This window comes from Pantoea eucalypti, assembly GCF_009646115.1.
GTDB lineage: Bacteria > Pseudomonadota > Gammaproteobacteria > Enterobacterales > Enterobacteriaceae > Pantoea > Pantoea eucalypti.
Genome location: NZ_CP045720.1, coordinates 20,986 through 42,807, shown reverse-complemented (window position 1 = coordinate 42,807; position 21,822 = coordinate 20,986). Strand labels below are relative to the sequence as shown.

Sequence of the window (21,822 nt, the reverse complement as noted above, 5' to 3'; positions counted from 1 at the left end):
CCTGAAGGGTTAGAAATCAAACAGGTAGTGATTCACCAGATTTTCCAGCTGCTCCTGACGTCCGCTCTGATGCTGCGGATTGAGTTGCTGCTGCTGAGCATGCGCCGCCAGTGCCTCCAGTGAAAACTCACCTTTCAAAATTTGCTGACCGAACTCACCATTCCAGCCGCTGTAGCGCTGTGCCACACGCTTATCAAGTTCACCATCGCTGATCATGCGAGCCGCCACTTTCAGCGCCAGCGCCATGGTATCCATCGCGCCAATATGACCGTAGAAGAGATCATATTTATCGGTGCTCTGACGACGCACTTTGGCATCAAAGTTTAAGCCGCCAGTGGTAAAGCCGCCCGCTTTAAGGATCTCATACATCACCAGTGCATTCTCTTCCACGCTGACCGGGAACTGATCGGTATCCCAGCCGCACTGCGGATCGCCGCGGTTGGCATCGACTGAACCAAAAATACCCAGCGCAATAGCGGTAGCGATTTCATGATGGAAAGAGTGGCCCGCCAGCGTGGCGTGGTTGGCCTCCACGTTAACCTTGATCTCTTTCTCCAGGCCGAACTGTTTCAGGAAGCCATACACCGTCGCGACATCATAATCATACTGATGCTTAGTCGGCTCCTGCGGTTTCGGTTCAATCAGCAGCGTGCCCTGGAAGCCAATTTTATGTTTGTGTTCGACCACCATTTGCATAAAGCGGCCAATCTGCTCGCGCTCCTGGCGCAGATCGGTATTCAGCAGCGTTTCATAGCCTTCCCGTCCGCCCCACAACACATAGTTTTCGCCGCCCAGGGTTTTGGTCGCCTGCATAGCACTGCAGACCTGCGTCGCGGCCCAGGCAAAGACTTCCGGATCGGGATTAGTGGCAGCGCCAGCCCCGTATCGCGGATGGGTAAAGCAGTTGGCCGTGCCCCACAACAGTTTCACGCCAGTCTCTTGCTGTTTCTCCAGCAGTTTATCGGTCATAGCGGCAAAGTTTTCTTTGTAGCTGTGCAGCGAATCACCTTCAGGTGAGACATCAACGTCATGGAAGCAGTACCACGGCACATTCAGTTTATGGAAAAACTCAAAGGCCACATCCGCCTTTAGTTTTGCCTGCTGTAGCGCATCCCCGCTTTTCTGCCATGGGCGATCAAAAGCCCCCACGCCAAACATATCTGCACCATTCCAGCAGAAGGTGTGCCAGTAACAGGCAGCAAAGCGCAGATGCTCCGCCATGGTCTTGCCGAGGATGACCTCATCGGGATTGTAGTGGCGGAAAGCAAGAGGATGCGTCGACTGGGTGCCTTCATAACGAACCCGATCGATCTGATCGAAATAAGCGTGCATGGTGTGCTCCTTAGCATCAGTACCCGAATGGTCTGCGTTGAAGCAATATTCAATAGGGGCTGTGGCTTCAGCTCAATTACGATATTTCATAACGGGCATCAGATAATTATTATTTGTGCGCTGTCTCGCAAAATAATGTTATTAACGGGATGATTTAACCTGTTCACTCTCTTGTCTTAAAAAGATGAAACCTCGATCGCGCTCATAAAAAATGAAATAAACCAAAAAACGTAATAGCCGGATAAAAATCAGTAATTGCTGTAACCGGAGAAGAAGGGCAACAATTCATCCGCCTGGTTTATAGGCCTGAAACGACAATAGCCTCAACCTACAGGATGATCACAATGAAGATGAAACATGCACTGCTCGCCGCCTGCGCGGCGCTGGCGCTGTTCAGCCAGACCAGCGTGGCAAAAGAAGTGAAGATCGGCATGGCGATTGACGATTTGCGCCTTGAGCGCTGGCAGAAAGACCGCAATATTTTCGTTAAACAGGCGGAAACACTGGGTGCTAAGGTGTTTGTTCAGTCAGCCAACGGCAACGAAGAGACACAGATGTCGCAGATTGAAAATATGATCAATCGCGGTGTCGATGTGCTGGTGATTATTCCCTACAACGGTCAGGTATTGAGTAACGTTGTCGCTGAAGCGAAACGGGAAGGCATTAAAGTGCTGGCCTATGACCGAATGATAAATAATGCCGATATCGATTTTTATATCTCTTTCGATAATGAAAAAGTGGGCGAGTTGCAGGCCGAAAGCATTGTGAAACAGGTGCCTAAGGGCAACTATTTTTTAATGGGCGGTTCGCCAGTGGATAATAACGCCCGCCTGTTCCGTGCCGGACAGATGAAAGTGTTAAAACCTTATATTGATAACGGCAGCATTAAAATTGTCGGCGATCAGTGGGTCGATGCCTGGCTGCCGGAAAACGCCCTGAAAATTATGGAAAATGCCCTGACCGCCAACAGTAACCACATTGATGCGGTCGTTGCCTCAAATGATGCCACCGCAGGCGGTGCCATTCAGGCCCTTAGCGCGCAGGGGCTGGCCGGAAAAGTGGCGATCTCCGGACAGGATGCCGATCTGGCCGCGATTAAACGTATCAAAGCGGGTACGCAGACCATGACGGTTTACAAACCGATCACGGAGCTGGCCACCGAAGCGGCGAAAATAGCCGTCGAACTGGGTGAGGGCAAAACACCCGCCAGCAACAGCACGCTGAACAATGGCCTGAAAGATGTGCCGTCACGGCTGCTGAAGCCGATTCCGGTTAACAAAGACAATATCGAAAGCACCGTGGTGAAAGACGGTTTCCACAAACAGAGCGAACTCTGACCGCGCATAGCGTGAGGGAGAACAGTCGATGCTGCTGGAAATGAAAAACATCACCAAACGTTTCGGTGCTGTTAAGGCGCTGAATGATGTCAGCCTGCAACTTGAGGCGGGTGAAGTGATGTCGTTGTGCGGTGAGAATGGATCGGGCAAATCGACGCTGATGAAAATCCTGTGCGGACTCTATCCGCACGGCGATTTTGAGGGACAGATTCACTTCTCTGGCGACGACATTCAGGCACAGACCATTCGCGATACCGAACGTAAAGGCATTGTGATTATCCATCAGGAGCTGGCGCTGGTGCGGCAACTGACGGTGATGGAGAACATCTTCCTCGGCGCCGAACTGAGTCGTTTCGGCATGGTGGATGATGAAACCATGACCCTGCGCTGCCAGCAACTGCTGGCGCGGGTCGGGCTGAACGTCTCGCCTGCAACCCGCGTGGGCGAGTTAGGCCTGGGTCAGCAGCAGCTGGTGGAGATTGCCCGCGCCCTTAACAAACAGGTCCGGCTGCTGATTCTGGATGAGCCGACCTCTTCTCTGACGGAGCAGGAGACGGATGTGCTGCTGAGCATCATTCGTAATCTGCGTGAACACGGTATCGCCTGCATCTACATCTCGCACAAGCTGAACGAGGTCAAGGCGATCTCCGACACCATCTGCGTAATCCGTGACGGCCAGCATATTGCCACCCGTCCTGCGGCAGGCCTGAGCGAAGATGACATCATCACCATGATGGTCGGACGCGAGCTGACCGCGCTCTATCCCCATGCGCCGCATCAGATTGGCGATGTGATACTCAAAGTGGACAATCTCACCGCCTGGCATCCGGTTAACCGCCACATCCGCCGCGTCAACAACGTCTCGTTCACACTCAGACGCGGTGAAATCCTTGGCATTGCCGGGCTGGTCGGCGCAGGCAGGACTGAAACGGTGCAGTGCCTGTTTGGTGTCTGGCCTGGGCGCTGGCAGGGTGATATCTGGATCAACGACAAACAGGTCAACATCACTGATTGCCGTGCCGCGATTGCGCACGGCATTGCGATGGTGCCGGAAGATCGCAAAAAGGATGGCATCGTGCCGCTGATGGCGGTGGGCAAAAATATTACCCTGGCGGCACTGGATCAGTTCAGTCACCGACTCTCGACGCTGGATGAAGCGCAGGAGCAGCAAGCGATCAACGACGCGATCAGTCGGCTGCGCGTAAAAACCTCCTCATCGGAACTGCCGATTGGCCGTTTAAGCGGCGGCAACCAGCAGAAAGCGATTCTGGCGAAGTGCCTGCTGCTCAATCCAAAAATCCTGATCCTGGATGAACCGACACGCGGCATTGATGTGGGTGCCCGTCAGGAGATCTACCTGCTGATCAATGCGCTGGTTCAGCAGGGTATCGCGGTGATTGTGATTTCCTCTGAGCTGCCGGAAGTACTGGGCCTGAGCGATCGGGTTCTGGTGATGCATGAAGGGCAGATCAAAGCCGATTTGATTAACGATAATCTGACTCAGGAGCAGGTGATGGAAGCTGCCCTGCGGAGTGAACATTATGCTTAAAAGTGAAAGTACCCAAAGCCGCCTCTCAGGTACGCCGGGCAAACCGTCACCGGGCAGGTTCACGCTGCCCAACCTGCAGGTTCTGGTGATGCTGGGCGCGATTGTGCTGATTGCGCTGTTCTTTACCTGGACTACCGACGGCTCGTGGCTCAGTGCGCGTAACGTCTCCAACCTGCTGCGACAGACCGCTATCACCGGCATTCTGGCGGTCGGCATGGTGTTCGTGATTATCTCGGCGGAGATCGACCTGTCAGTGGGTTCTATGATGGGTCTGCTGGGCGGCGCGGCGGCAATCTTTGACGTCTGGCTCGGCTGGCCGCTGCCGCTGACCATCGTGGTCACACTGGTGATGGGACTGCTGCTCGGCACCTGGAATGGCTGGTGGGTGGCGTATCGCAAAGTGCCGTCGTTTATTGTGACACTGGCGGGGATGCTGGCGTTCCGCGGTATTCTGGTCGGCATTACCGATGGCACCACCGTTGCGCCGATTACACCGGGCATGTCGCAGATTGGACAGAGTTATCTGCCGGGCGGTGTCGGTTTCGGCTTTGGTGTTGCAGGTCTGGCGCTGTTTACACTCTGGCAATGGCGGCTGCGGCTGCGTCGTCAGCAACTCGGCCTGCCACAGGGCGCAGCAAGCGGCACCGTGGGGCGTCAGGCGATCACGGCTATCTTAGTGCTGGGTGCCATCTGGTTACTCAATGATTATCGTGGCGTACCTACGCCGGTGTTGTTGCTGGCTGTGCTGCTGCTGGCGGGCATGTTTATGGCAACCCGCACCGCATTCGGCCGTCGTATCTACGCTATCGGCGGCAACATAGATGCAGCCCGCCTCTCTGGCATTAACGTGGCGCGCACCAAGCTGGCGGTGTTTGCCATCAACGGTGTGATGGTGGCGATTGCCGGGCTGATCCTCAGCTCGCGGCTGGGTGCAGGCTCACCATCGGCGGGTAATATTGCGGAACTCGACGCGATTGCCGCCTGCGTCATTGGCGGCACCAGCCTGGCGGGCGGCGTGGGGTCGGTTGCGGGCGCGGTCATGGGGGCCTTTATCATGGCCTCGCTGGATAACGGCATGAGCATGATGGATGTGCCGACTTTCTGGCAGTACATCGTCAAAGGCGCGATTCTGCTGCTGGCGGTGTGGATGGATACCGCAACGCGGCGTCGGGTGTAATCGCGCGGGCGATCACATTGTGGCGCAAACAATTTTTTTGCCCCTTTCAGCCGTGTTATGCAATGCGCTAAGGATTTAAGGGAACGCGCCATCATGCATGATAAACGTTATCGCATTACGCTGTTGTTTAACGCCAATAAAGTGTATGACCGTCAGGTGGTTGAGGGCGTCGGTGAGTATTTACAGGCGTCGCAGACAGACTGGGATATCTTCATCGAAGAAGATTTTCGCTGCCGCATCGACAACATCCGTGAGTGGCTGGGTGATGGGGTGATCGCCGATTACGACGATCGCTCTATCGAAGCTCTGCTGTCGAATGTCTCTGTCCCCATTGTCGGCGTGGGTGGCTCTTATCATCGCCAGGAAGATTATCCTCCGGTGCATTACATCGCCACTGACAACGCCGCGCTGGTGGAGAAAGCTTTTCTGCATCTGAAAGAGAAGGGCATCAACCGCTTTGCCTTTTATGGTTTACCGGCCTCCAGTGGCAAGCGCTGGGCGCAGGAGCGGGAACAGGCATTTCGTAAGCTGGTAGGGCGTGAGCGTTACCAGGGCGTGGTCTATCAGGGCATGGAGACCGCGCCGGAAAACTGGCAGCACGCGCAGAACCGGCTCGCCGACTGGCTGCAGACACTGCCGCCGCAAACCGGCATTATCGCCGTGACTGACTCCCGGGCGCGACATCTGCTGCAAGCCTGTGAACACCTGAAAATACCTGTACCGGAAAAGTTAACGGTGATCGGGATTGATAATGAGGAGCTGACCCGCTATCTGTCACGCGTCGCGCTCTCGTCCGTGGCGCAGGGTTCACGGCAGATGGGTTATCAGGCGGCCAAACTGCTGCACCGGTTGCTGGATAATCAGCCTCTGCCCCTTCAGCGCATTCTGGTGCCGCCGGTGAAAGTCATCGCAAGGCGCTCAACCGACTTCCGCTCACTGCGCGATCCGGCGGTGATTCAGGCAATGCACTACATCCGCTTTAACGCCTGTAAGGGCATTAAGGTGGAACAGGTGCTGGATGCGGTCGGGCTGTCGCGATCTAATCTGGAAAAACGCTTTCGTGATGAGACCGGCGACACCATTCATGCCATGATTCATCGCGAAAAACTGGAAAAAGCGCGCGAACTGCTGGCTTCTTCATCGCTCAATATCAATGAGATCTCGCAAATGTGCGGTTACCCTTCGCTGCAATACTTCTATTCAGTGTTCCGCAAAAGCTACGACACCACTCCAAAAGAGTATCGCCAGCATTTTGGTGAGAATGTGTTGTAGCAGGAAAGGGTGAGTCTGGCGGGGATGGATATCGGGTAAAAAAGCACGGACCGGGGCACTAAAACACCCGCTGCTCCCTCTCCTCCAGCACCGCCAGTGCCAGCCCGTTAGCCGGGTCAATCCGGTTCTCCGGGAACTGCAGCTGAGTATGCGCGGCGGTAAAAGCCAGCGCGTTACCGTGTGCGGTATCGCGTACCGCCTTACAGAAGCGCTCACTGGCGTTCCACGGACAATCAATGATGATTGTGGCGGGATTGAGCAGCAGCATAATCTGACTCAGTGCCGCACCCAGATAGCCACCTGCCAGCGCCATCACCTCATCCACCACGCGTGGCGCGCTGTCGCGGTTCTGCCAGCTCAGCCCGGGCTGACGCTGTGCCAGCTGTTGTTTAATCGCAGGCTGACTGACCAGCGCTTCAAGGCAACCCCGACGACCACAACTGCAACGCGGCCCTTCGGGCTGGACAACCAGATGGCCGGCCTCGCCCGCCGTCCAGCTGTGGCCGGTAAAGACTTCGCCATGCTGTACCAGTGCGCCGCCAATCCCCTCTGAAATACGCAGATAAAAATGGCTGCTCTCCACCGATAATCCACGCTGATCAACAGCCAGCAGCGCGGCGGCTTTAACATTGTTCATAATGCGAATCGGCAGACGAACGTGCTTGCGTAGCGCGCTCAGCAGGTCAACATCCTGCCATTCAAGCGGCAATGAAATGTGCATCCAGCCGCGTCGCGGATCAACGATGCCGGGAAAGCCCAGGCCAATGCCGAGCAAATCGGGATAGTGCTCAGTCAGTTCACGGCACAGCATGGCCAGCTCAGCCAGCAGGCGGGTCGGATTACTGGTATCAGTACGTAGTGTCGCTTCAGCCAGTACCTGGGAAAAATAGTCGCAGACCCGCCAGTGGACCACGTTGCGTTCCACCATAATGCCTGCGCTCTTAAGTTTTTCTGGCCTGAGGGTAATCCCGATTTTAGGCCGTCCGGCGGCCGCCACGCTGACCGGGCCCAGCTCTTCGATCAGGCCTTGTTCAAGCAGGTCATCAATGATTAATGAGACGGTATTTTTGCTGAGTGTCAGCACCTCCGCCAGATCCTGACGCGACGTCACGCGCAGCTTACGCAGCTGACTCATCACCCGTTTCTGGTTATTCAGTCTCAGTAGTGCAGGGCCTTTGCCATTCGTTTTCATCACGGGTTCACTCAACAGAGGAGTAACAATTGAGTGTATCAGCCCATGCGGATTCTTCATCCCACACTTTGCGTGCTGTTTCACACAACCCAATCGACGGTGGCGGAGATCGTGATGATGATCGGATTGCCGGATTAACACGGGTGTTCTGTGGTACCGGCGGAGCGGGCGAGACTGCGGGTGCAGCACCGTTGTCTGCGCCGGGTAGGGGAGAAAGACAAAGCAAGGGTGGTGAATGGCAAGGATGCGGAACATCAGGCCCGATTAACGCAGTGACCCGGCACAGCCGGGTCACTGATTAATATTCGTCGCCGCGCACCCGACTGCGATAGCTTTCCCAGTCGAAACGCACCCACAGGCTGTTACCGAGCCGCATACGATCCATGACGCGTTCACCCAGCAGTGCATTCATACCTGCATGGTCGAGGTTAGATAACATGCCGGTCGGTCGTTTCGACGAAGAACGGCGATCAACTATCTGGTTGATGATCACTTTTTCGTAGCGCGATTCGCTCTGCATACCAATTTCATCAATCACCAGCAGATCAACGCTGCTGAGATCCTGAATCAGCCGTTCTTCGGTAATGCCGCTACTGCCGCTGAAGGTGCCCTTCATACTCGACATTAGATCGGCCACCGTCACGATCAGCACGCTTTTACCGCGCAGAATCAGGTCATTGCCAATCGCGGCAGCCAGATGGTTCTTACCGGTGCCGGGACGTCCTGAAAAGACAAAGCTGGCGATGCTGCCATCAAATTCGGCAGCGTACTGACGTGCCAGCTCCAGCGCTTTGCGCTGTCCCTCGTTCTCTACCCGGTAATTATCAAATGAGCAGTTCATGTGCAGCTCACGAATACCGGATCGGCCCATCACGCGCTGCATTTTCATTGCGCGGTTTTCACGCACAATCGCCTCTGAACGCAGGCGACCCTGCTCCTGATTCCACGCCAGCAGCTCTTCACCATTGGCAAATTTCGGCCGGGTGCCCTCAGGCATCATTCTTTTCAGACGGTTAAAGAGATCGTTGGGCGTTTTCATCATTCACCTCGGAAACCATCGGGAATGGTACGGTCAGGATCAGGCAACTGCGTAATATCACGCTTCGGTTGCCCGCCGTTTGCGGCGCGGTTCATCTGAATGCTGCGCGCCAGCTTTTGTTGCCACTGCACATGATGGAACATCCGGCCTTCGGCCTGCCAGTAGGCCACAAAGGCCGCCAGCTCGCTGGGCGTCACCGGTTCACTTAGCGCCACGCCCCAGATGGCGGCCTGACGGGTAAAGTCGGCATCCGGCTGCCAGCCCTGATACATGGCGAACTTGCCTGCCGGCGTATGAATCGCGGCGGGCGCGTCGTCATACAGGCTGTCATCCAGCGCCACATCATTTGGCTGCCGGGCGGCGGTTTCCAGCGCCAGCAGCTCAGCCAGACGCGTCGGTGTGATGGCGTACATCACCGGCGCATAGTTATCTAACACCGCCAGCGTGCCCTTTTCCGCCTGCTGCAGGGCAGTCAGCGGATCCTGTCGGAAGGCATCCAGGCCAATAAGCGTTGAAGTTAAGATTTTAGCTGACATGAAAAGACCTGAGGTTAACGAACACCTTGCGTCGGGAACCCATCACCGACGCAGAAGTGTTTATTGTACCTGTTTTAAGGGTGCGGATCGCTTAAAAAGCAACGCTGCGGATCAGTGTGAGGTGACCGTGGAGGTCGCGTGGCGGGCCGGTGCAGATTCGGTGATTTGTACCCGGACACCCGCAGCAGCCGGACGGGTCTGCCACAAATAGCGCACTGAGGCGAGCCAGCAGAGGCTGTATCCCAGAAGCTCGGTACCCTCTTCGGCCATGTTTTTCACCACGCGGTTGTAATCTCCCAGCATCAGATGCTGCCACAGCGCATGCACACCAAACAGGCGGGAGAAGACCAGCACCACTAAGAAGCCAGAGGCCATCACCGGCCAGCTGCGATGCAGCAGCAGATTCGCCAGCGCATGCACGGTTTTTTTTGGCGTCCGCAGCGCGACAGCCAGCGAACCCGCCGTAACGGCCAGAGCAAACCAGACCCAGCTGCCGTGCTGAAAAGTATCAAAAACAAAGTCGAGTTCGCGGATGAGCATGCAGCTGTAAAAGCCCGCCACTAAGGTCAGCGCCCCGCGCTGAGCGGGACGACGGCGAGCCGCAATAAAGAACAGTGCGGCGATCATCGCCAGCATGCATTCCTGGGTGGTTTCAGTAAAAGAGGTTTCGTGGAGCGCGTCGTTCATCCAGGCCACATCAATGTAGACAGGGACGATAGTCAACGCGAGAACCAGAGCTGCCAGAAGGAAAACCGCTATTTCGCGGCCAATAATTGTCAAATCGTTGCGCATAAGGTTACCGGTATAATGATTAGCGGACTCATTATATTTTAAACGCCCGATTCCCTTTCTCATTTTATGCCCCGCTAGAAGCTGGCACTGAATCCAAAGGTATAAAGTTGCTGCTCCTGATTATTCAGCGCCTCACTTTGTGAAAACGCAGCAAAAGCCGCCAGATTCGCGTTGAGTGGCATTTGTGCACCGATGCTCACATCAATGCCATCGGATTGATCAGAGCCGTTGGTTGCCTCGCGCCGGGGATTCTGCGATGTATCGGCCATCAGATAGTGATAACTCAGCTGCGCCCAGGGCGATATCCATCCCTGTTTCGAATCAATGCGCCAGCCGACGCTGGCGCTCTGCTCACGGCTCTGCTGATCGCTGTAATCGCATTGCAGACAGTTCATCTGCTGCGGATCGACCGCATACTGCGCCACGGGTCCGGTGGTGAGTGACGGGGCAATAGGCAGGTCAACGCCCGCCCGATAGCGTTTTCCCAGCGGCGTAGTGCCTACGCTGCCGGTTTCACTGTGCAGGGCAATGGGGGATGCGGTAGGCGAGTTAATGGCGGCTTCAAACAGGGCGCGGCTTTCATCGCTGAAGGCGAGTGGGTTCAGGGCGATCTTCTCCGCCAGGATCGTGTCGTAGTCGGGAGAGAAGACGGGATGTTGAGGCGCAGAGGTGCCACCGCGGGCAAAAGTCGGTTGCGTTAAGAGTAACAGGCATACAGCACAGCAGGTCCGCAGACCTTTCCAACCGCTTCTCGGCACCATCGCTTCTCCGGGCAAAACTGAAGTTATTATCCGGCGTCTTAATTAAATTTTCGGCCCGTCTCTGTTATTTAACCGGTGGTTGTTTAACTATCAACCGATAAATTCTAAGATCAAGCGGACCGCCAGAATTTTCACGTCATTAAAGGAAAAAAGTGATGCAACGATGTGGTTGGGTAACGCAGGATCCCCTCTATCTGGCCTATCACGACCGTGAATGGGGTGTGGTGCAAAGAGACAAGCGCGCGCTGTTTGAGATGCTTTGTCTGGAAGGGCAGCAGGCGGGATTATCCTGGATCACCGTGCTGAAAAAGCGGGAAAACTATCGGGCGGCCTTTCACCAGTTTGATCCGCAGGCCATAGCATTGATGGATTCCACAGATATTGACGCGCTGATGCTCAACAGCGGCATTATCCGCCACGCGGGTAAAATCGCGGCCATTATCGCTAACGCGCGTGCTTATCTTGAAATGGAGACGAAAGGCGAGGATTTCAGCCACTTCGTCTGGCAATTTGTCGATAACGTGCAAATCGTTCACGATTATCCTGATTACAGCCAGGCACCCACGACGTCAGAGCACGCCATTGCGCTCTCTAAGGCGTTAAAGCAGCGTGGTTTTAAATTCATCGGCCCCACAATTTGCTACTCCTTTATGCAGGCCTGTGGGCTGATAAATGATCATCAGAGCAACTGTTTTTGTCATCCTGACAATCAAAAGACGTGATTCCCGTTAAATCAGGATTTTTCCGCACTACATTCCCTGGCATCAGGCGGCATAATCGTGCCACTTATGGGAAAGGTTTTTCCCTGTGTGTCGAATGTAAGGGAACAAAAATGCAGAAAAAATTAATCGCCATCACTTTGTTATTAAGCGGCACCCTGGCCCTGCCAGGGTGTACGACCAATCCTTACACCGGCGAATCTCAGGCGGGTAAGTCAGGCGTGGGCGCGGGCCTGGGCGCACTCGTGGGTGCCGGTGTCGGCGTGCTCTCCTCGTCGAAAAAAGATCGTCGTAAAGGCGCACTGATTGGTGCCGCTGGCGGTGCTGCACTGGGCGGTGGCGTGGGCTACTACATGGATGTACAGGAAGCGAAACTGCGCGACAAAATGCGCGGCACGGGTGTCAGCGTGACCCGTAATGGCGATAACATCGTTCTGAATATGCCAAATAATGTCACCTTCGACTCTAATAGCAGCAATCTGAAACCGGCCGGTGCAAATACCCTGACCGGTGTTTCAATGGTGCTGAAAGAGTATCCGAAAACAGCGGTAAACGTCGTAGGTTACACCGACAGCACTGGCAGCCGTGCACTGAACATGCGCCTGTCTCAACAGCGTGCTGAAAGTGTTGCCAGCGCGTTGATCGTGCAGGGTGTTGCCAGCGATCGCCTGCGTACGCAGGGTGCAGGCCCGGATAATCCGGTTGCCACCAACAGCACCGAAGCAGGCAAAGCACAAAACCGTCGTGTTGAGATCACGCTCAGCCCACTGTAATAATCGCGCGCGCCCCCGACCTGGGGGCGTCTTTTTTCTGTAAAGCCTTCCGCTAAAAGAACCAGTAATGTTTCGGCGAATAGAGCCAGCAGACGCTTTATGGTAGCCTGATCAAAAATTGATCAGAGAATATTTCCTCATGTCTCTTAAAGCCATCGCTACGGTTTTAGGCCTTTCCGTGACGACGGTCAGTCGTGCCCTTAATGGTTATCAGGACGTTGCTCACGAAACGCGTAAGCGTATCGAAGAGGAAGCGCAGCGGCGCGGCTACCGACCCAATGCAGCGGCGCGGCGTCTGAAAACCGGTCGCGCTAACGCGGTGGGTCTTATCTACCCGATCAGTGCATCTTCTCTGAGTGGCAGCGACTTTAGCGACATGCTGCTGTCGCTGGATCATCACCTTGCCTGTCATGACATTAATCTGCTGTTACTGATGGATAAGCAGCAGAGTCAGTCGACACTGACACATCTGTTGCGCAGTGGGGCCGTGGATGCCCTTATCGTCGGTCACACTACGCCCGATGACAGCCGACTTCATGCGCTGCTTCAGGCTAATTTTCGCTTTCTGGCGCTGGGCCGCAGCGATCTGCCACCCACTTATGCCTGGTTTGATGTGGATCACTTCGCGGGTTCGCAGATGGCGGTGAGCTGGTCGCTGGCGCAGGGACGGCAGCGGATAGCCTGGCTCGGTAGCAACGAACACAGCACGCAGGTGCGTGAGCGTCGTCAGGGATATCTGACCGCGCTGGGCGATGTCGCACCTTATGCGATGGCGGCTGTGTCGCCGTCTCGCCGTGCCGGCTATCAGCAAACCAGGCCGTGGCTGGCAGAGGCGGCGGTACCGGAAGTGATTATCACCGACTGCGCTGTGCTGGCTGAAGGCGCAGCTCTGGCACTGCATCAGGCAGGACGGTCAGCAGGTGAGCGTGCCATTCTGCTGGCAGGCTGGGAGGGATTGCCGCGTGATGCGATTCTCGATCATCCCATTGTCGCTATTCGCCAGGCAACACCGCACCAGGCCGGAGAGCAGGTGGTTGAAATGGTCATCCAGCTGATCAATGGCGCACCACCGGAAACGTTACAGACCCTTTGGCAACCCTGGCTGCAATTACCGGTATAGCACTTTTTGCGGTGAGCTTTGCTTGTGCTAGTCTCTGCCTGGTTTCTCATTTCGCAGGATATCTCATGAAAATCAGGCCGCCTCGTGCCACCATCAGCGATGTTGCTCACGCGGCACGAACGGGCAAAACCAGCGTTTCACGCTATCTCAATGGCGAGCTGCATCTGCTTTCTGACGGTTTAAAAGCGCGGATTGAGCAGGCGATTGCCGATCTCAGCTATCGTCCAAGCCAGATGGCGCGCGGCCTGAAGCGCGGACGTACCCGCCTGATCGGGCTGATTATTGCCGATATCACCAATCCCTATTCCGTTGATGTGATGAGCGGTATTGAAGCCGCCTGCCGCGAGCAGGGTTTTACCCTGCTGATGTGTAACACCAATAATGAAGTGGATCTGGAGCAGCACTATCTGCAACTGCTTAGCAGCTATCAGGTAGAAGGCATCGTGGTTAACGCGGTCGGTATGCGTGAAGAGGTGCTGAATCATCTGCAACAATCCCTGCTGCCAATGGTGCTGATTGACCGAAAAATCCCCGATTTTCCCTGCGATGTAGTGGGACTGAATAACGCCGAAGCGGCTGAAACAGCCACGCGCCATCTGGTCGACAATGGCTATAACGCACTGCTGTTTCTGAGTGAGCCGCTGGGCAGCGTCAACACTCGCCGCGAGCGTCTGCAGGCTTTCCGCCAGCTGCTGGCAACGCATCCTCAGGTTGAGCATGAGAATACTGAAGTGGGGCTGCATCAGCCCGATGCGCTGGACCAGGCGTTGCTGGCCTTCCATCAGCGTCATACCGGCAAACGCTGCGCGGTGATGGTCGCCAACGGGGCGCTGACGCTGCAGGTGGCGCGATCGTTACAACGACTCAATCTGCACTGGGGTCGCGATATCGGCCTGCTCGGTTTTGATGAACTGGAGTGGGCGGCGCTGGCCGGTGTCGGTATCACCACGCTGAAACAACCCACCTGGCAGATTGGCTTCAGTGCACTGGAACGCCTGATTGCCCGTATTGAGGGCAGTGATGTGCCGGTTGGCGAGCAGGTCTTCTCTGGTGAACTGATTGTTCGCGGCTCAAGCCAGCCTCTGGGCTGAATTTCAGATTTAACCTTCCGTTTACGTGCTCGCTTCGTGAGCACGATCATAATTTCACAGTTTGCTCCTTTGCTTTGGAACCGGTTCCATTTAGGGTTTTTCTATTCGTTATGGGCAGAACCCTGCCATGGAGTAGAACATGAAACCTGACATCATCGTGGTGACCGCCGCTTATGGCCACGCGCAGATCGCCGCACTCGGCGGTCAGCGTGCGCTGCTGCCGATTATTCAGCAGGCGGGCGCTGACGGCGTTGAAATCCGCCGCGAACTGCTTGATGACACGGCGCTTACCGATCTGCCCGCGCTGGGCCGGGCGGTGGCGCAGCATCAGCTGCACGCCAGCTATTCGGTGCCCGATACGCTGTTTTGTGACGGCGGCGAAATCAATCCACGCCTGATCCACTACGTTGAAGAAGCACGCCAGTTAAACGCTCAGCGGCTGAAAGTGGCGCTGGGAGACTTTACCGGTGCACTCCCTCGCGAAACGTTGCAGGCGCTGCTGGCGGATCTGCCGTTTCAGCTGACCGTGGAAAATGACCAGACTGAGCATGGTCGACTGGCGCCGTCCGTCGCATTTTTTACGGCGGTCAGGGAAGCCGATCTGCCGATCAGCATGACCTTTGATATGGGTAACTGGTGCTGGACCGGGGAAGATGCCGACCAGGCAGCGCAACAACTGGCCGCGCAGGTGGGTTATGTGCACGTCAAAGCGGCCGTGCCGCACCAGGATAGCTTCCGGGCGATTGCGCTGGATGAGGCGGATGACCACTGGCGCACGCTGCTGCAACAGCTGCCCGCACAGGCACCGCGCGGTATCGAATTTCCGCTGGAAGGCGACGATCTGACTGCGGTGACACGCCACTACGTGTCGCTGCTGCGTAACGTGTAAGGAACAGATATGACGCACATTAATCATCACAACGGTCAGCTTGATGTGGTCACCATCGGTGAAGCGATGGCGATGTTTATCGCCCGCGAGACTGGCGATCTGGCCGCAGCAGAGACCTTTGTTAAACGTGCTGCGGGCGCTGAACTCAATGTGGCGACCGGCCTGGCACGTCTTGGCCTGAAAGTGGGCTGGGTCAGCCGTATCGGCGATGACGCTTTCGGCCGGTTTATCTGCCAGCAGCTGGAAAAAGAGGGTATCGACCACGCCTGTGTGACGGTCGATAAACGCTATCCCACCGGTTTTCAGCTCAAGTCCAAAGTCGATGACGGTTCTGATCCGCTGGTGGAATATTTTCGTAAAGGCTCGGCGGCCAGCCATCTGTCGGTTGAGGATTTTGATGCAGACTATTTCGGCTCGGCGCGTCATCTGCACCTGAGCGGTGTGGCGGCGGCGCTGTCAGAGAGCTCGCTGGCGCTGCTGAAGCACACCGCCAAAGAAATGCGTGCACGCGGTAAAACTATTTCGTTTGACCCTAACCTGCGGCCGGTGTTGTGGCGCAGCGAAGAGGAGATGCGTAAGCAACTCAATCTGCTGGCGGAGTATGCCGACTGGGTGCTGCCGGGCGAAAAAGAGGGGCTGATTCTGACCGGTTATCGTCAGCCGGAAGCGATCGCCGATTTCTATCTCGACAAGGGTGTCAAAGCCGTGGTCATAAAAACCGGTTGTGACGGTGCCTGGTATAAAACGTCGCAGGGCGAAAAGGGTCAGGTTGAGGCGATAAAAGTCGATAACGTGGTGGATACCGTGGGTGCCGGTGACGGTTTTGCCGTTGGCGTTATCAGCGCCCTGCTGGAAGGTCAGTCGCTGCCGCAGGCGATTCGTCGCGGCAACAAAATTGGTTCGATGGCGATTCAGGTCATTGGTGACAGCGAAGGTCTGCCGACGCGTCAGCAACTGGGCGACGTGTAGTTCGCGCCCCTCTACAGTCACAGGAGTTCCCGATGAAAAAGCAGACAATCGCGCCAAAACGCTGGTGGTTCATCATGCCCATCGTGTTTATCACCTACAGCCTGGCGTATCTTGATCGTGCAAATTTTAGCTTCGCTTCTGCTGCCGGGATTAATGACGATCTCGGCATCACCAAAGGCATGTCCTCGCTGCTGGGTGCGCTGTTCTTCCTGGGTTACTTCTTCTTCCAGATCCCGGGTGCGATTTACGCCGAACGCCGCAGCGTCAAAAAACTGATCTTCGTTTGCCTGATTCTGTGGGGCGGCTGCGCCTCGCTGACCGGCGTGGTCAGCAACATTCCGATGCTGGCAGCCATTCGCTTTGTTCTGGGCGTGGTGGAAGCTGCGGTAATGCCTGCGATGCTGATTTATATCAGCAACTGGTTTACCAAATCGGAGCGTTCGCGCGCCAACACCTTCCTGATCCTGGGGAATCCCGTCACGGTGCTGTGGATGTCGGTGGTGTCGGGCTATCTGATCGAATCCTTTGGCTGGCGTGAGATGTTTATCATCGAAGGGATTCCTGCGGTGATCTGGGCGATCGCCTGGTGGTTCCTGGTGCAGGATAAACCCGCACAGGCGCGCTGGATGAGCGATGCCGAGAAAGCGGCGTTGCAGGCTGAACTGCAGAAAGAGCAGGAAAACATCAAAGCGGTGCGCAACTACGGTGAAGCGTTCCGTAACCGCAACGTGATCATTCTCTGTCTGCAATATTTTGCCTGGAGCATCGGCGTGTATGGCTTTGTGCTGTGGCTGCCGTCGATTCTGCGTAACGGCACGCAGATGGGCATGGTCGAAGCGGGCTGGTTGTCAGCGGTGCCTTATCTGGCGGCGACCATTGCGATGGTGATTGTCTCCTGGGCGTCTGACAAAACCCAGAACCGCAAGCTGTTCGTCTGGCCACTGCTGCTGATCGGTGCGCTGGCTTTCCTCGGCTCGTACCTGGTGGGATCTAACCACTTCTGGATGTCCTACACCCTGTTGGTGATTGCCGGTGCCGCGATGTATGCGCCTTACGGACCGTTCTTTGCCATCATCCCTGAAATGCTGCCGCGTAATGTTGCCGGTGGTGCAATGGCGTTGATCAACAGCATGGGTGCGCTGGGATCGTTTATCGGTTCATGGATTGTCGGCTATCTTAATGGAGCAACCGGCAGCCCATCCGCCTCCTACATCTTTATGGGATCGGCCCTGCTGGTTTCGGTGTGGCTGACGCTGATTGTGAAGCCGGCGCAGAATAAAGCGCCACCGCTGCAGGGGGCGAAACCGGCCTGAAAGCGTAAACGTTAGCCTCTATTTCTCCGGGCGGCCTGCAAGCCGCCCGTAACTTATTGACCGGGAGCCACCGAATGAAACCCGCTGTAATTCTTTATAAAAAACTGCCTGACGATCTTTATGCCCGCCTGGCTGAACAGTGTGACGTGACGGAAATCAGCGATCTCTCACCAGAGAGCCAGCAGAAGTATGCTGCGGATTTCCAGCAGGCAGAAGGTCTGCTGGGATCGGGCGGTAAAGTGAATGGCGAGCTGCTGGCGAAAATGCCCAATCTTCGCGTCTGCTCCAGCGTCTCTGTGGGCTACGACAATTTTGATGTAGACGCCCTGAATCAGCGTAATGTGGTGCTGATGCACACGCCGACCGTGCTGACCGAAACCGTGGCAGACACCATGATGGCGCTGGTGCTGAGCACGGCGCGCCGGGTGCCGGAACTGGATGCCTGGGTTAAAGCGGGTAACTGGCAGAAGAGCATCGGACCGGCGCAGTTCGGCATCGACGTACACCATAAAACGCTGGGTATTCTCGGCATGGGACGTATCGGGATGGCGCTTGCGCAGCGGGCGCACTTTGGTTTTGGCATGAAAATCCTCTATAACGCCCGCCGTGAGCATGAGGAGGCACAGTCACGCTTTGGCGCACAGCGCTGTGAACGGGAAGCGCTGCTGAAGCAGAGTGATTTCGTCTGCATTAGCCTGCCGCTGACTGAAGAGACACACCATCTGATTGGGGCCGCCGAGCTGGACCTGATGAAACCGGATGCGGTGCTGATCAACGCCGGGCGCGGACCGGTGGTGGATGAGAAGGCGCTGATCGCTGCCTTGCAGGCAGGCAAACTGCATGCCGCCGGACTGGATGTGTTTGAGCAGGAGCCGGTCTCTGCCGACTCCCCACTGCTGTCATTGCCCAATGTGGTGACGCTGCCGCACATCGGTTCTGCGACACACGAAACCCGTTACGGCATGATGCAGGATGCGGTAGAAAATCTCATCGCCGCACTTGGCGGAAGCGTCGAGAAGAACTGCGTTAACCCGCAGGCACTGAAGTAATCCCCACGCCTTCCCATTGCGCCCGCCGATGGCGGGCGTTATGGTGGACCCCCGATTCGTTATCACAAATATTTAACCGCTATGTCCTTTTCTCAGTTCGGCGACAAATTTACCCAACATTCCGGCATCTCACGTCTGATGGAAGATATGGGCGCGGGCCTCCGCACGCCCGGCACCATCATGCTGGGTGGCGGCAATCCGGCGCAAATTCCGGCCATGAACGACTACTTTCAGCAACTGCTGCAGCAGATGCACGAGGAAGGCAAACTCAGCGAAGCGCTGTGCAATTATGACGGTCCGCGTGGCAAAGCGACGCTGCTGGCGTCACTGGCTGAATTGCTGCGTGAACAGCTTGGCTGGCCGATCACCGCAGAGAATATCGCACTGACCAACGGCAGTCAGAGCGCTTTCTTCTATCTGTTTAACCTGTATGCCGGTCGCCGGGCCGATGGCAGCAAGAAGCGAGTGCTGTTCCCGCTGGCGCCTGAGTATCTTGGCTATGCGGATGCCGGTCTGGAAGAGGCGCTGTTTGTCTCGGCGAAGCCGAACATTGAGCTGCTGCCGGAAGGCCAGTTTAAATATCATGTCGATTTCGAGCATCTGCCGATGAACGATGAGGTCGGGCTGATCTGCGTCTCGCGCCCGACAAATCCTACCGGTAATGTGATCACTGATGATGAGCTGATGCAGCTCGATGCGCTGGCACAGCAGCATGACGTGCCGCTGCTGATCGACAATGCCTATGGTGTGCCGTTCCCCGGCATCATCTTCAGCGAGGTGCGCCCGCTGTGGAACCCCAACATCATTCTCTGCATGAGTCTGTCGAAGCTCGGCCTGCCGGGTGCGCGTTGCGGCATTATTATTGCTGACGAGAAGACGATTACTGCACTGAGCAACATGAACGGCATTATCAGTCTGGCACCAGGCAGTATCGGTCCGGCCATCGCCAATGAGATGATTCGTCGCGGCGATCTGTTGCGGCTCTCCGAAGAGGTGATCAAGCCGTTCTACCAGCAGAAGGTGCAGCAGACCATCGCGATCCTGCGGCGCTATCTGCCGGAAGATCGCTGCCTGATCCACAAGCCGGAAGGGGCCATTTTCCTCTGGCTCTGGTTCCGCGATCTGCCGATCACCACTGAATTGCTTTATCAGCGGCTTAAAGCGCGCGGCGTGCTGATGGTGCCAGGCCACTTCTTCTTCCCGGGGCTGGAGCAGGCGTGGCCACACACCCATCAATGTATGCGGATGAACTACGTGCCGGATGCAGAGAACATCGAGCGGGCAGTGCAGATTCTGGCGGAAGAGGTTGAGATCGCCTGGCGCGACAGCTAATCCTGCTCTTCCTGTGGATCGGTTAACGACAGCTGGCACCACTGTGCCAGCTGTTTAATGGCCTGTTCCACCTCAGCATTCCAGCCGAAACCGGCATTCAGCCGGAAACAGTGATCGTAGCGCTGGTCGGTGGCAAAAATGTGGCCCGGCGCAATGCCGATGCCCGCATTACGCGCTTTCAGAAACAGCTCACGCACGTTCAGCGCCTTTCCCGGCATCTCGACCCACAGCACATAGCCTCCTTCCGGATCGGACACGCGTGTTCCCGCCGGAAATTCCCGCAGCACCGACTGACGCATCTCACGGATTTGCCGCGCCAGCTCGCGACGCAGCTTGCGCAGATGCGCATCATAGCCCCCGCTGCGCAGCAACTCCGCCACCGCCGCCTGTGACAACACCGAGGTGCCCATCGTCGAGGTATATTTCAGCGAGGCGATTTTGCGCATGTAATTGACGCTGTGAACCCAGCCAATGCGAATGCCCGGTGCCACGGTTTTGGAAAAGCCGCTGCAGAGAATGGCGTTGGGGCTGAAGGCGCGCATCGGGAAGGGGCGACGCTCACCAAAGGCGGTATCGCCAAAAATATCATCCTCAATGATCACCACATCGTTTTCATCCGCCTGCCGCGCAATATAGGCTTTATGCTCGTTAGGAATGCTCTTGCCCAGCGGATTATTGACGTTGCACAGGGTGAGAAAAACCCGTACCGCCTTGCGCTGAAATAATCCGGTCAGCTTCGCCACATTCACATACCCTTCCGGCCCGGCTTCCACTTCAATCACCCGTAAATTGAGGTTATGCAGCATCTGCAGCAGCACGAAATAGCAGGGTGACTCTACTGCCACCACATCGCCCGGCTGGGTGGTGGCGCGCAGGGACAGCGAAATCGCCTCTATGCAGCCGTTGGTGATCAGAATGTCGTCGGCGCTGATATTGCAGCCGTAATCGACCGCGCGTCGGGCAATCTCAGTTTTCAGCGGCGCATAGCCGGTACCTTTGACCGTATTGCCGAGCAGCGCCGGTTTGCTGTAGCCCATCTGGCGCATCAGCAGGCCGATGCGCTTGACCGGATAAAGGGCGCTGTCGCCGTTAGCCAGATCGAGACGCACCCGGCAGTCTGAGCCGAGCATCGCCAGATGCAGTTCTGTCTGCTCATCCAGCGGCGCGATGGCGCGCGGCTGTTCGCTGACGGCGGGCAGCCGCTGCGAGGCAGGCCGCTGCGAGGCAACAAAAAAGCCCGATTTTGGACGGGCAACGGCGTAGCGCTCATCTTCCAGCGTGCGCAGTGTTTTCAGGGCGGTGGTGAGGCTGACATTGTACTGTGTTGCCAGCGTCCGCACCGACGGCAGACGGCTGTCGGGTGCCAGTGAACCGCCGTGAATGGCCTGCTTAATCTGTTCTGCGATCTGGCGGTAACGACTGTTCTGACTCTCCTGTTCCCCGATAATATCGGCCATCTGTTCCACCCCATATCGCGCTGATCTGTGCATATTCAACAGAGTACATTCAAAGTAGTTTAGGCTGCATCTCTTAATTATTCATGACGCTAAACGGCCCGACGCCCCGTCAGCCGCCGGCTT

At 56.3% G+C, this 21,822-nt stretch carries 20 protein-coding genes; 13 read left to right on the top strand and 7 right to left on the bottom strand.

The annotated features are described in order from the left end of the window. Positions 1–9 precede the first annotated feature (9 nt). On the bottom strand, positions 10–1,332 hold the full coding sequence (xylA, locus tag EE896_RS00195) for a xylose isomerase (protein WP_003849568.1): 1,323 nt from the start codon (positions 1,330–1,332) through the stop codon (positions 10–12). Positions 1,333–1,676: 344 nt separating this feature from the next. Here xylA and xylF point away from each other — a divergent pair, with 344 nt between their 5' ends. The 4 genes from xylF to xylR all read left to right on the top strand — a co-directional run bounded on the left by xylF (position 1,677) and on the right by xylR (position 6,667). Beyond that, entirely contained in the window at positions 1,677–2,669 is a 993-nt protein-coding gene (gene xylF / locus EE896_RS00190; RefSeq protein WP_003849571.1) for a D-xylose ABC transporter substrate-binding protein, read from the top strand. A 28-nt stretch (positions 2,670–2,697) separates the two neighbouring features. After that, positions 2,698–4,218, top strand: coding sequence for a xylose ABC transporter ATP-binding protein (locus tag EE896_RS00185; RefSeq protein ID WP_003849573.1), 1,521 nt, complete (start codon positions 2,698–2,700; stop codon positions 4,216–4,218). Then, positions 4,211–5,395: a xylose ABC transporter permease XylH gene (gene xylH / locus EE896_RS00180; RefSeq protein WP_003849574.1), complete on the top strand. Its 1,185-nt coding sequence runs from the start codon at positions 4,211–4,213 to the stop codon at positions 5,393–5,395. Before EE896_RS00185 ends, xylH begins: the two co-directional genes overlap by 8 nt. Before the next feature lie 93 nt (positions 5,396–5,488). Continuing rightward, on the top strand, positions 5,489–6,667 hold the full coding sequence (xylR, locus tag EE896_RS00175) for a D-xylose utilization transcriptional activator XylR (protein ID WP_140916043.1): 1,179 nt from the start codon (positions 5,489–5,491) through the stop codon (positions 6,665–6,667). 58 nt (positions 6,668–6,725) lie between these two features. Here xylR and EE896_RS00170 read toward each other — a convergent pair whose 3' ends face one another. From EE896_RS00170 to EE896_RS00150, 5 genes are all read right to left on the bottom strand, one after another. Beyond that, positions 6,726–7,859 carry an ROK family protein gene (locus tag EE896_RS00170; protein WP_003849580.1) on the bottom strand — a complete coding sequence of 378 codons (1,134 nt, stop codon included), beginning with the start codon at positions 7,857–7,859 and terminating at the stop codon, positions 6,726–6,728. A 298-nt stretch (positions 7,860–8,157) separates the two neighbouring features. Then, positions 8,158–8,898, bottom strand: a complete 741-nt coding sequence (gene dnaC, locus EE896_RS00165) for a replicative helicase loader DnaC (protein WP_003849584.1) — start codon at positions 8,896–8,898, stop codon at positions 8,158–8,160. Next, on the bottom strand, positions 8,898–9,434 hold the full coding sequence (gene dnaT, locus EE896_RS00160) for a primosomal protein DnaT (protein ID WP_008926380.1): 537 nt from the start codon (positions 9,432–9,434) through the stop codon (positions 8,898–8,900). Before dnaT ends, dnaC begins: the two co-directional genes overlap by 1 nt. A 111-nt stretch (positions 9,435–9,545) precedes the next feature. Next, the gene (locus EE896_RS00155; RefSeq protein ID WP_033743345.1) at positions 9,546–10,226 is read right to left on the bottom strand and encodes a hypothetical protein; all 681 of its coding nucleotides are present in this window, start codon (positions 10,224–10,226) and stop codon (positions 9,546–9,548) included. A gap of 74 nt (positions 10,227–10,300) precedes the next feature. Next, positions 10,301–10,987, bottom strand: a complete 687-nt coding sequence (locus EE896_RS00150; RefSeq protein WP_003849591.1) for a hypothetical protein — start codon at positions 10,985–10,987, stop codon at positions 10,301–10,303. A 155-nt stretch (positions 10,988–11,142) separates the two neighbouring features. On the opposite strand from EE896_RS00150, the gene EE896_RS00145 reads away from it, so the two are divergent. From EE896_RS00145 to EE896_RS00105, 9 genes are all read left to right on the top strand, one after another. Then, positions 11,143–11,709, top strand: a complete 567-nt coding sequence (locus tag EE896_RS00145) for a DNA-3-methyladenine glycosylase I (RefSeq protein ID WP_003849593.1) — start codon at positions 11,143–11,145, stop codon at positions 11,707–11,709. A 110-nt stretch (positions 11,710–11,819) separates the two neighbouring features. After that, the gene (locus EE896_RS00140) at positions 11,820–12,479 is read left to right on the top strand and encodes an OmpA family lipoprotein (RefSeq protein ID WP_003849594.1); all 660 of its coding nucleotides are present in this window, start codon (positions 11,820–11,822) and stop codon (positions 12,477–12,479) included. Positions 12,480–12,618: 139 nt separating this feature from the next. Beyond that, a complete protein-coding gene (locus EE896_RS00135) occupies positions 12,619–13,599 on the top strand; it encodes a LacI family DNA-binding transcriptional regulator (protein WP_140916044.1) in 981 nt (326 codons plus the stop codon). 65 nt (positions 13,600–13,664) lie between these two features. Beyond that, complete coding sequence (locus EE896_RS00130) at positions 13,665–14,690, top strand: LacI family DNA-binding transcriptional regulator (protein WP_003849597.1); 1,026 nt, start codon at positions 13,665–13,667, stop codon at positions 14,688–14,690. 139 nt (positions 14,691–14,829) lie between these two features. Continuing rightward, positions 14,830–15,579 carry a sugar phosphate isomerase/epimerase family protein gene (locus EE896_RS00125; protein WP_003849598.1) on the top strand — a complete coding sequence of 250 codons (750 nt, stop codon included), beginning with the start codon at positions 14,830–14,832 and terminating at the stop codon, positions 15,577–15,579. A 9-nt stretch (positions 15,580–15,588) separates the two neighbouring features. Further along, positions 15,589–16,548, top strand: coding sequence for a sugar kinase (locus tag EE896_RS00120; RefSeq protein WP_140916046.1), 960 nt, complete (start codon positions 15,589–15,591; stop codon positions 16,546–16,548). 32 nt (positions 16,549–16,580) lie between these two features. After that, a complete protein-coding gene (locus EE896_RS00115) occupies positions 16,581–17,861 on the top strand; it encodes an MFS transporter (protein WP_003849602.1) in 1,281 nt (426 codons plus the stop codon). A 74-nt stretch (positions 17,862–17,935) separates the two neighbouring features. After that, positions 17,936–18,910 (top strand): glyoxylate/hydroxypyruvate reductase GhrB, encoded by a 975-nt coding sequence (gene ghrB / locus EE896_RS00110; protein WP_008926385.1) that lies wholly within the window; start codon positions 17,936–17,938, stop codon positions 18,908–18,910. A gap of 81 nt (positions 18,911–18,991) precedes the next feature. Then, positions 18,992–20,242, top strand: a complete 1,251-nt coding sequence (locus EE896_RS00105) for a valine--pyruvate transaminase (RefSeq protein WP_078805074.1) — start codon at positions 18,992–18,994, stop codon at positions 20,240–20,242. Here the strand turns inward: EE896_RS00105 and EE896_RS00100 are convergent. Beyond that, positions 20,239–21,699, bottom strand: a complete 1,461-nt coding sequence (locus EE896_RS00100) for an aminotransferase-like domain-containing protein (protein ID WP_140916047.1) — start codon at positions 21,697–21,699, stop codon at positions 20,239–20,241. The genes EE896_RS00105 and EE896_RS00100 overlap by 4 nt on opposite strands. Between the last annotated feature and the right edge of the window lie 123 nt (positions 21,700–21,822).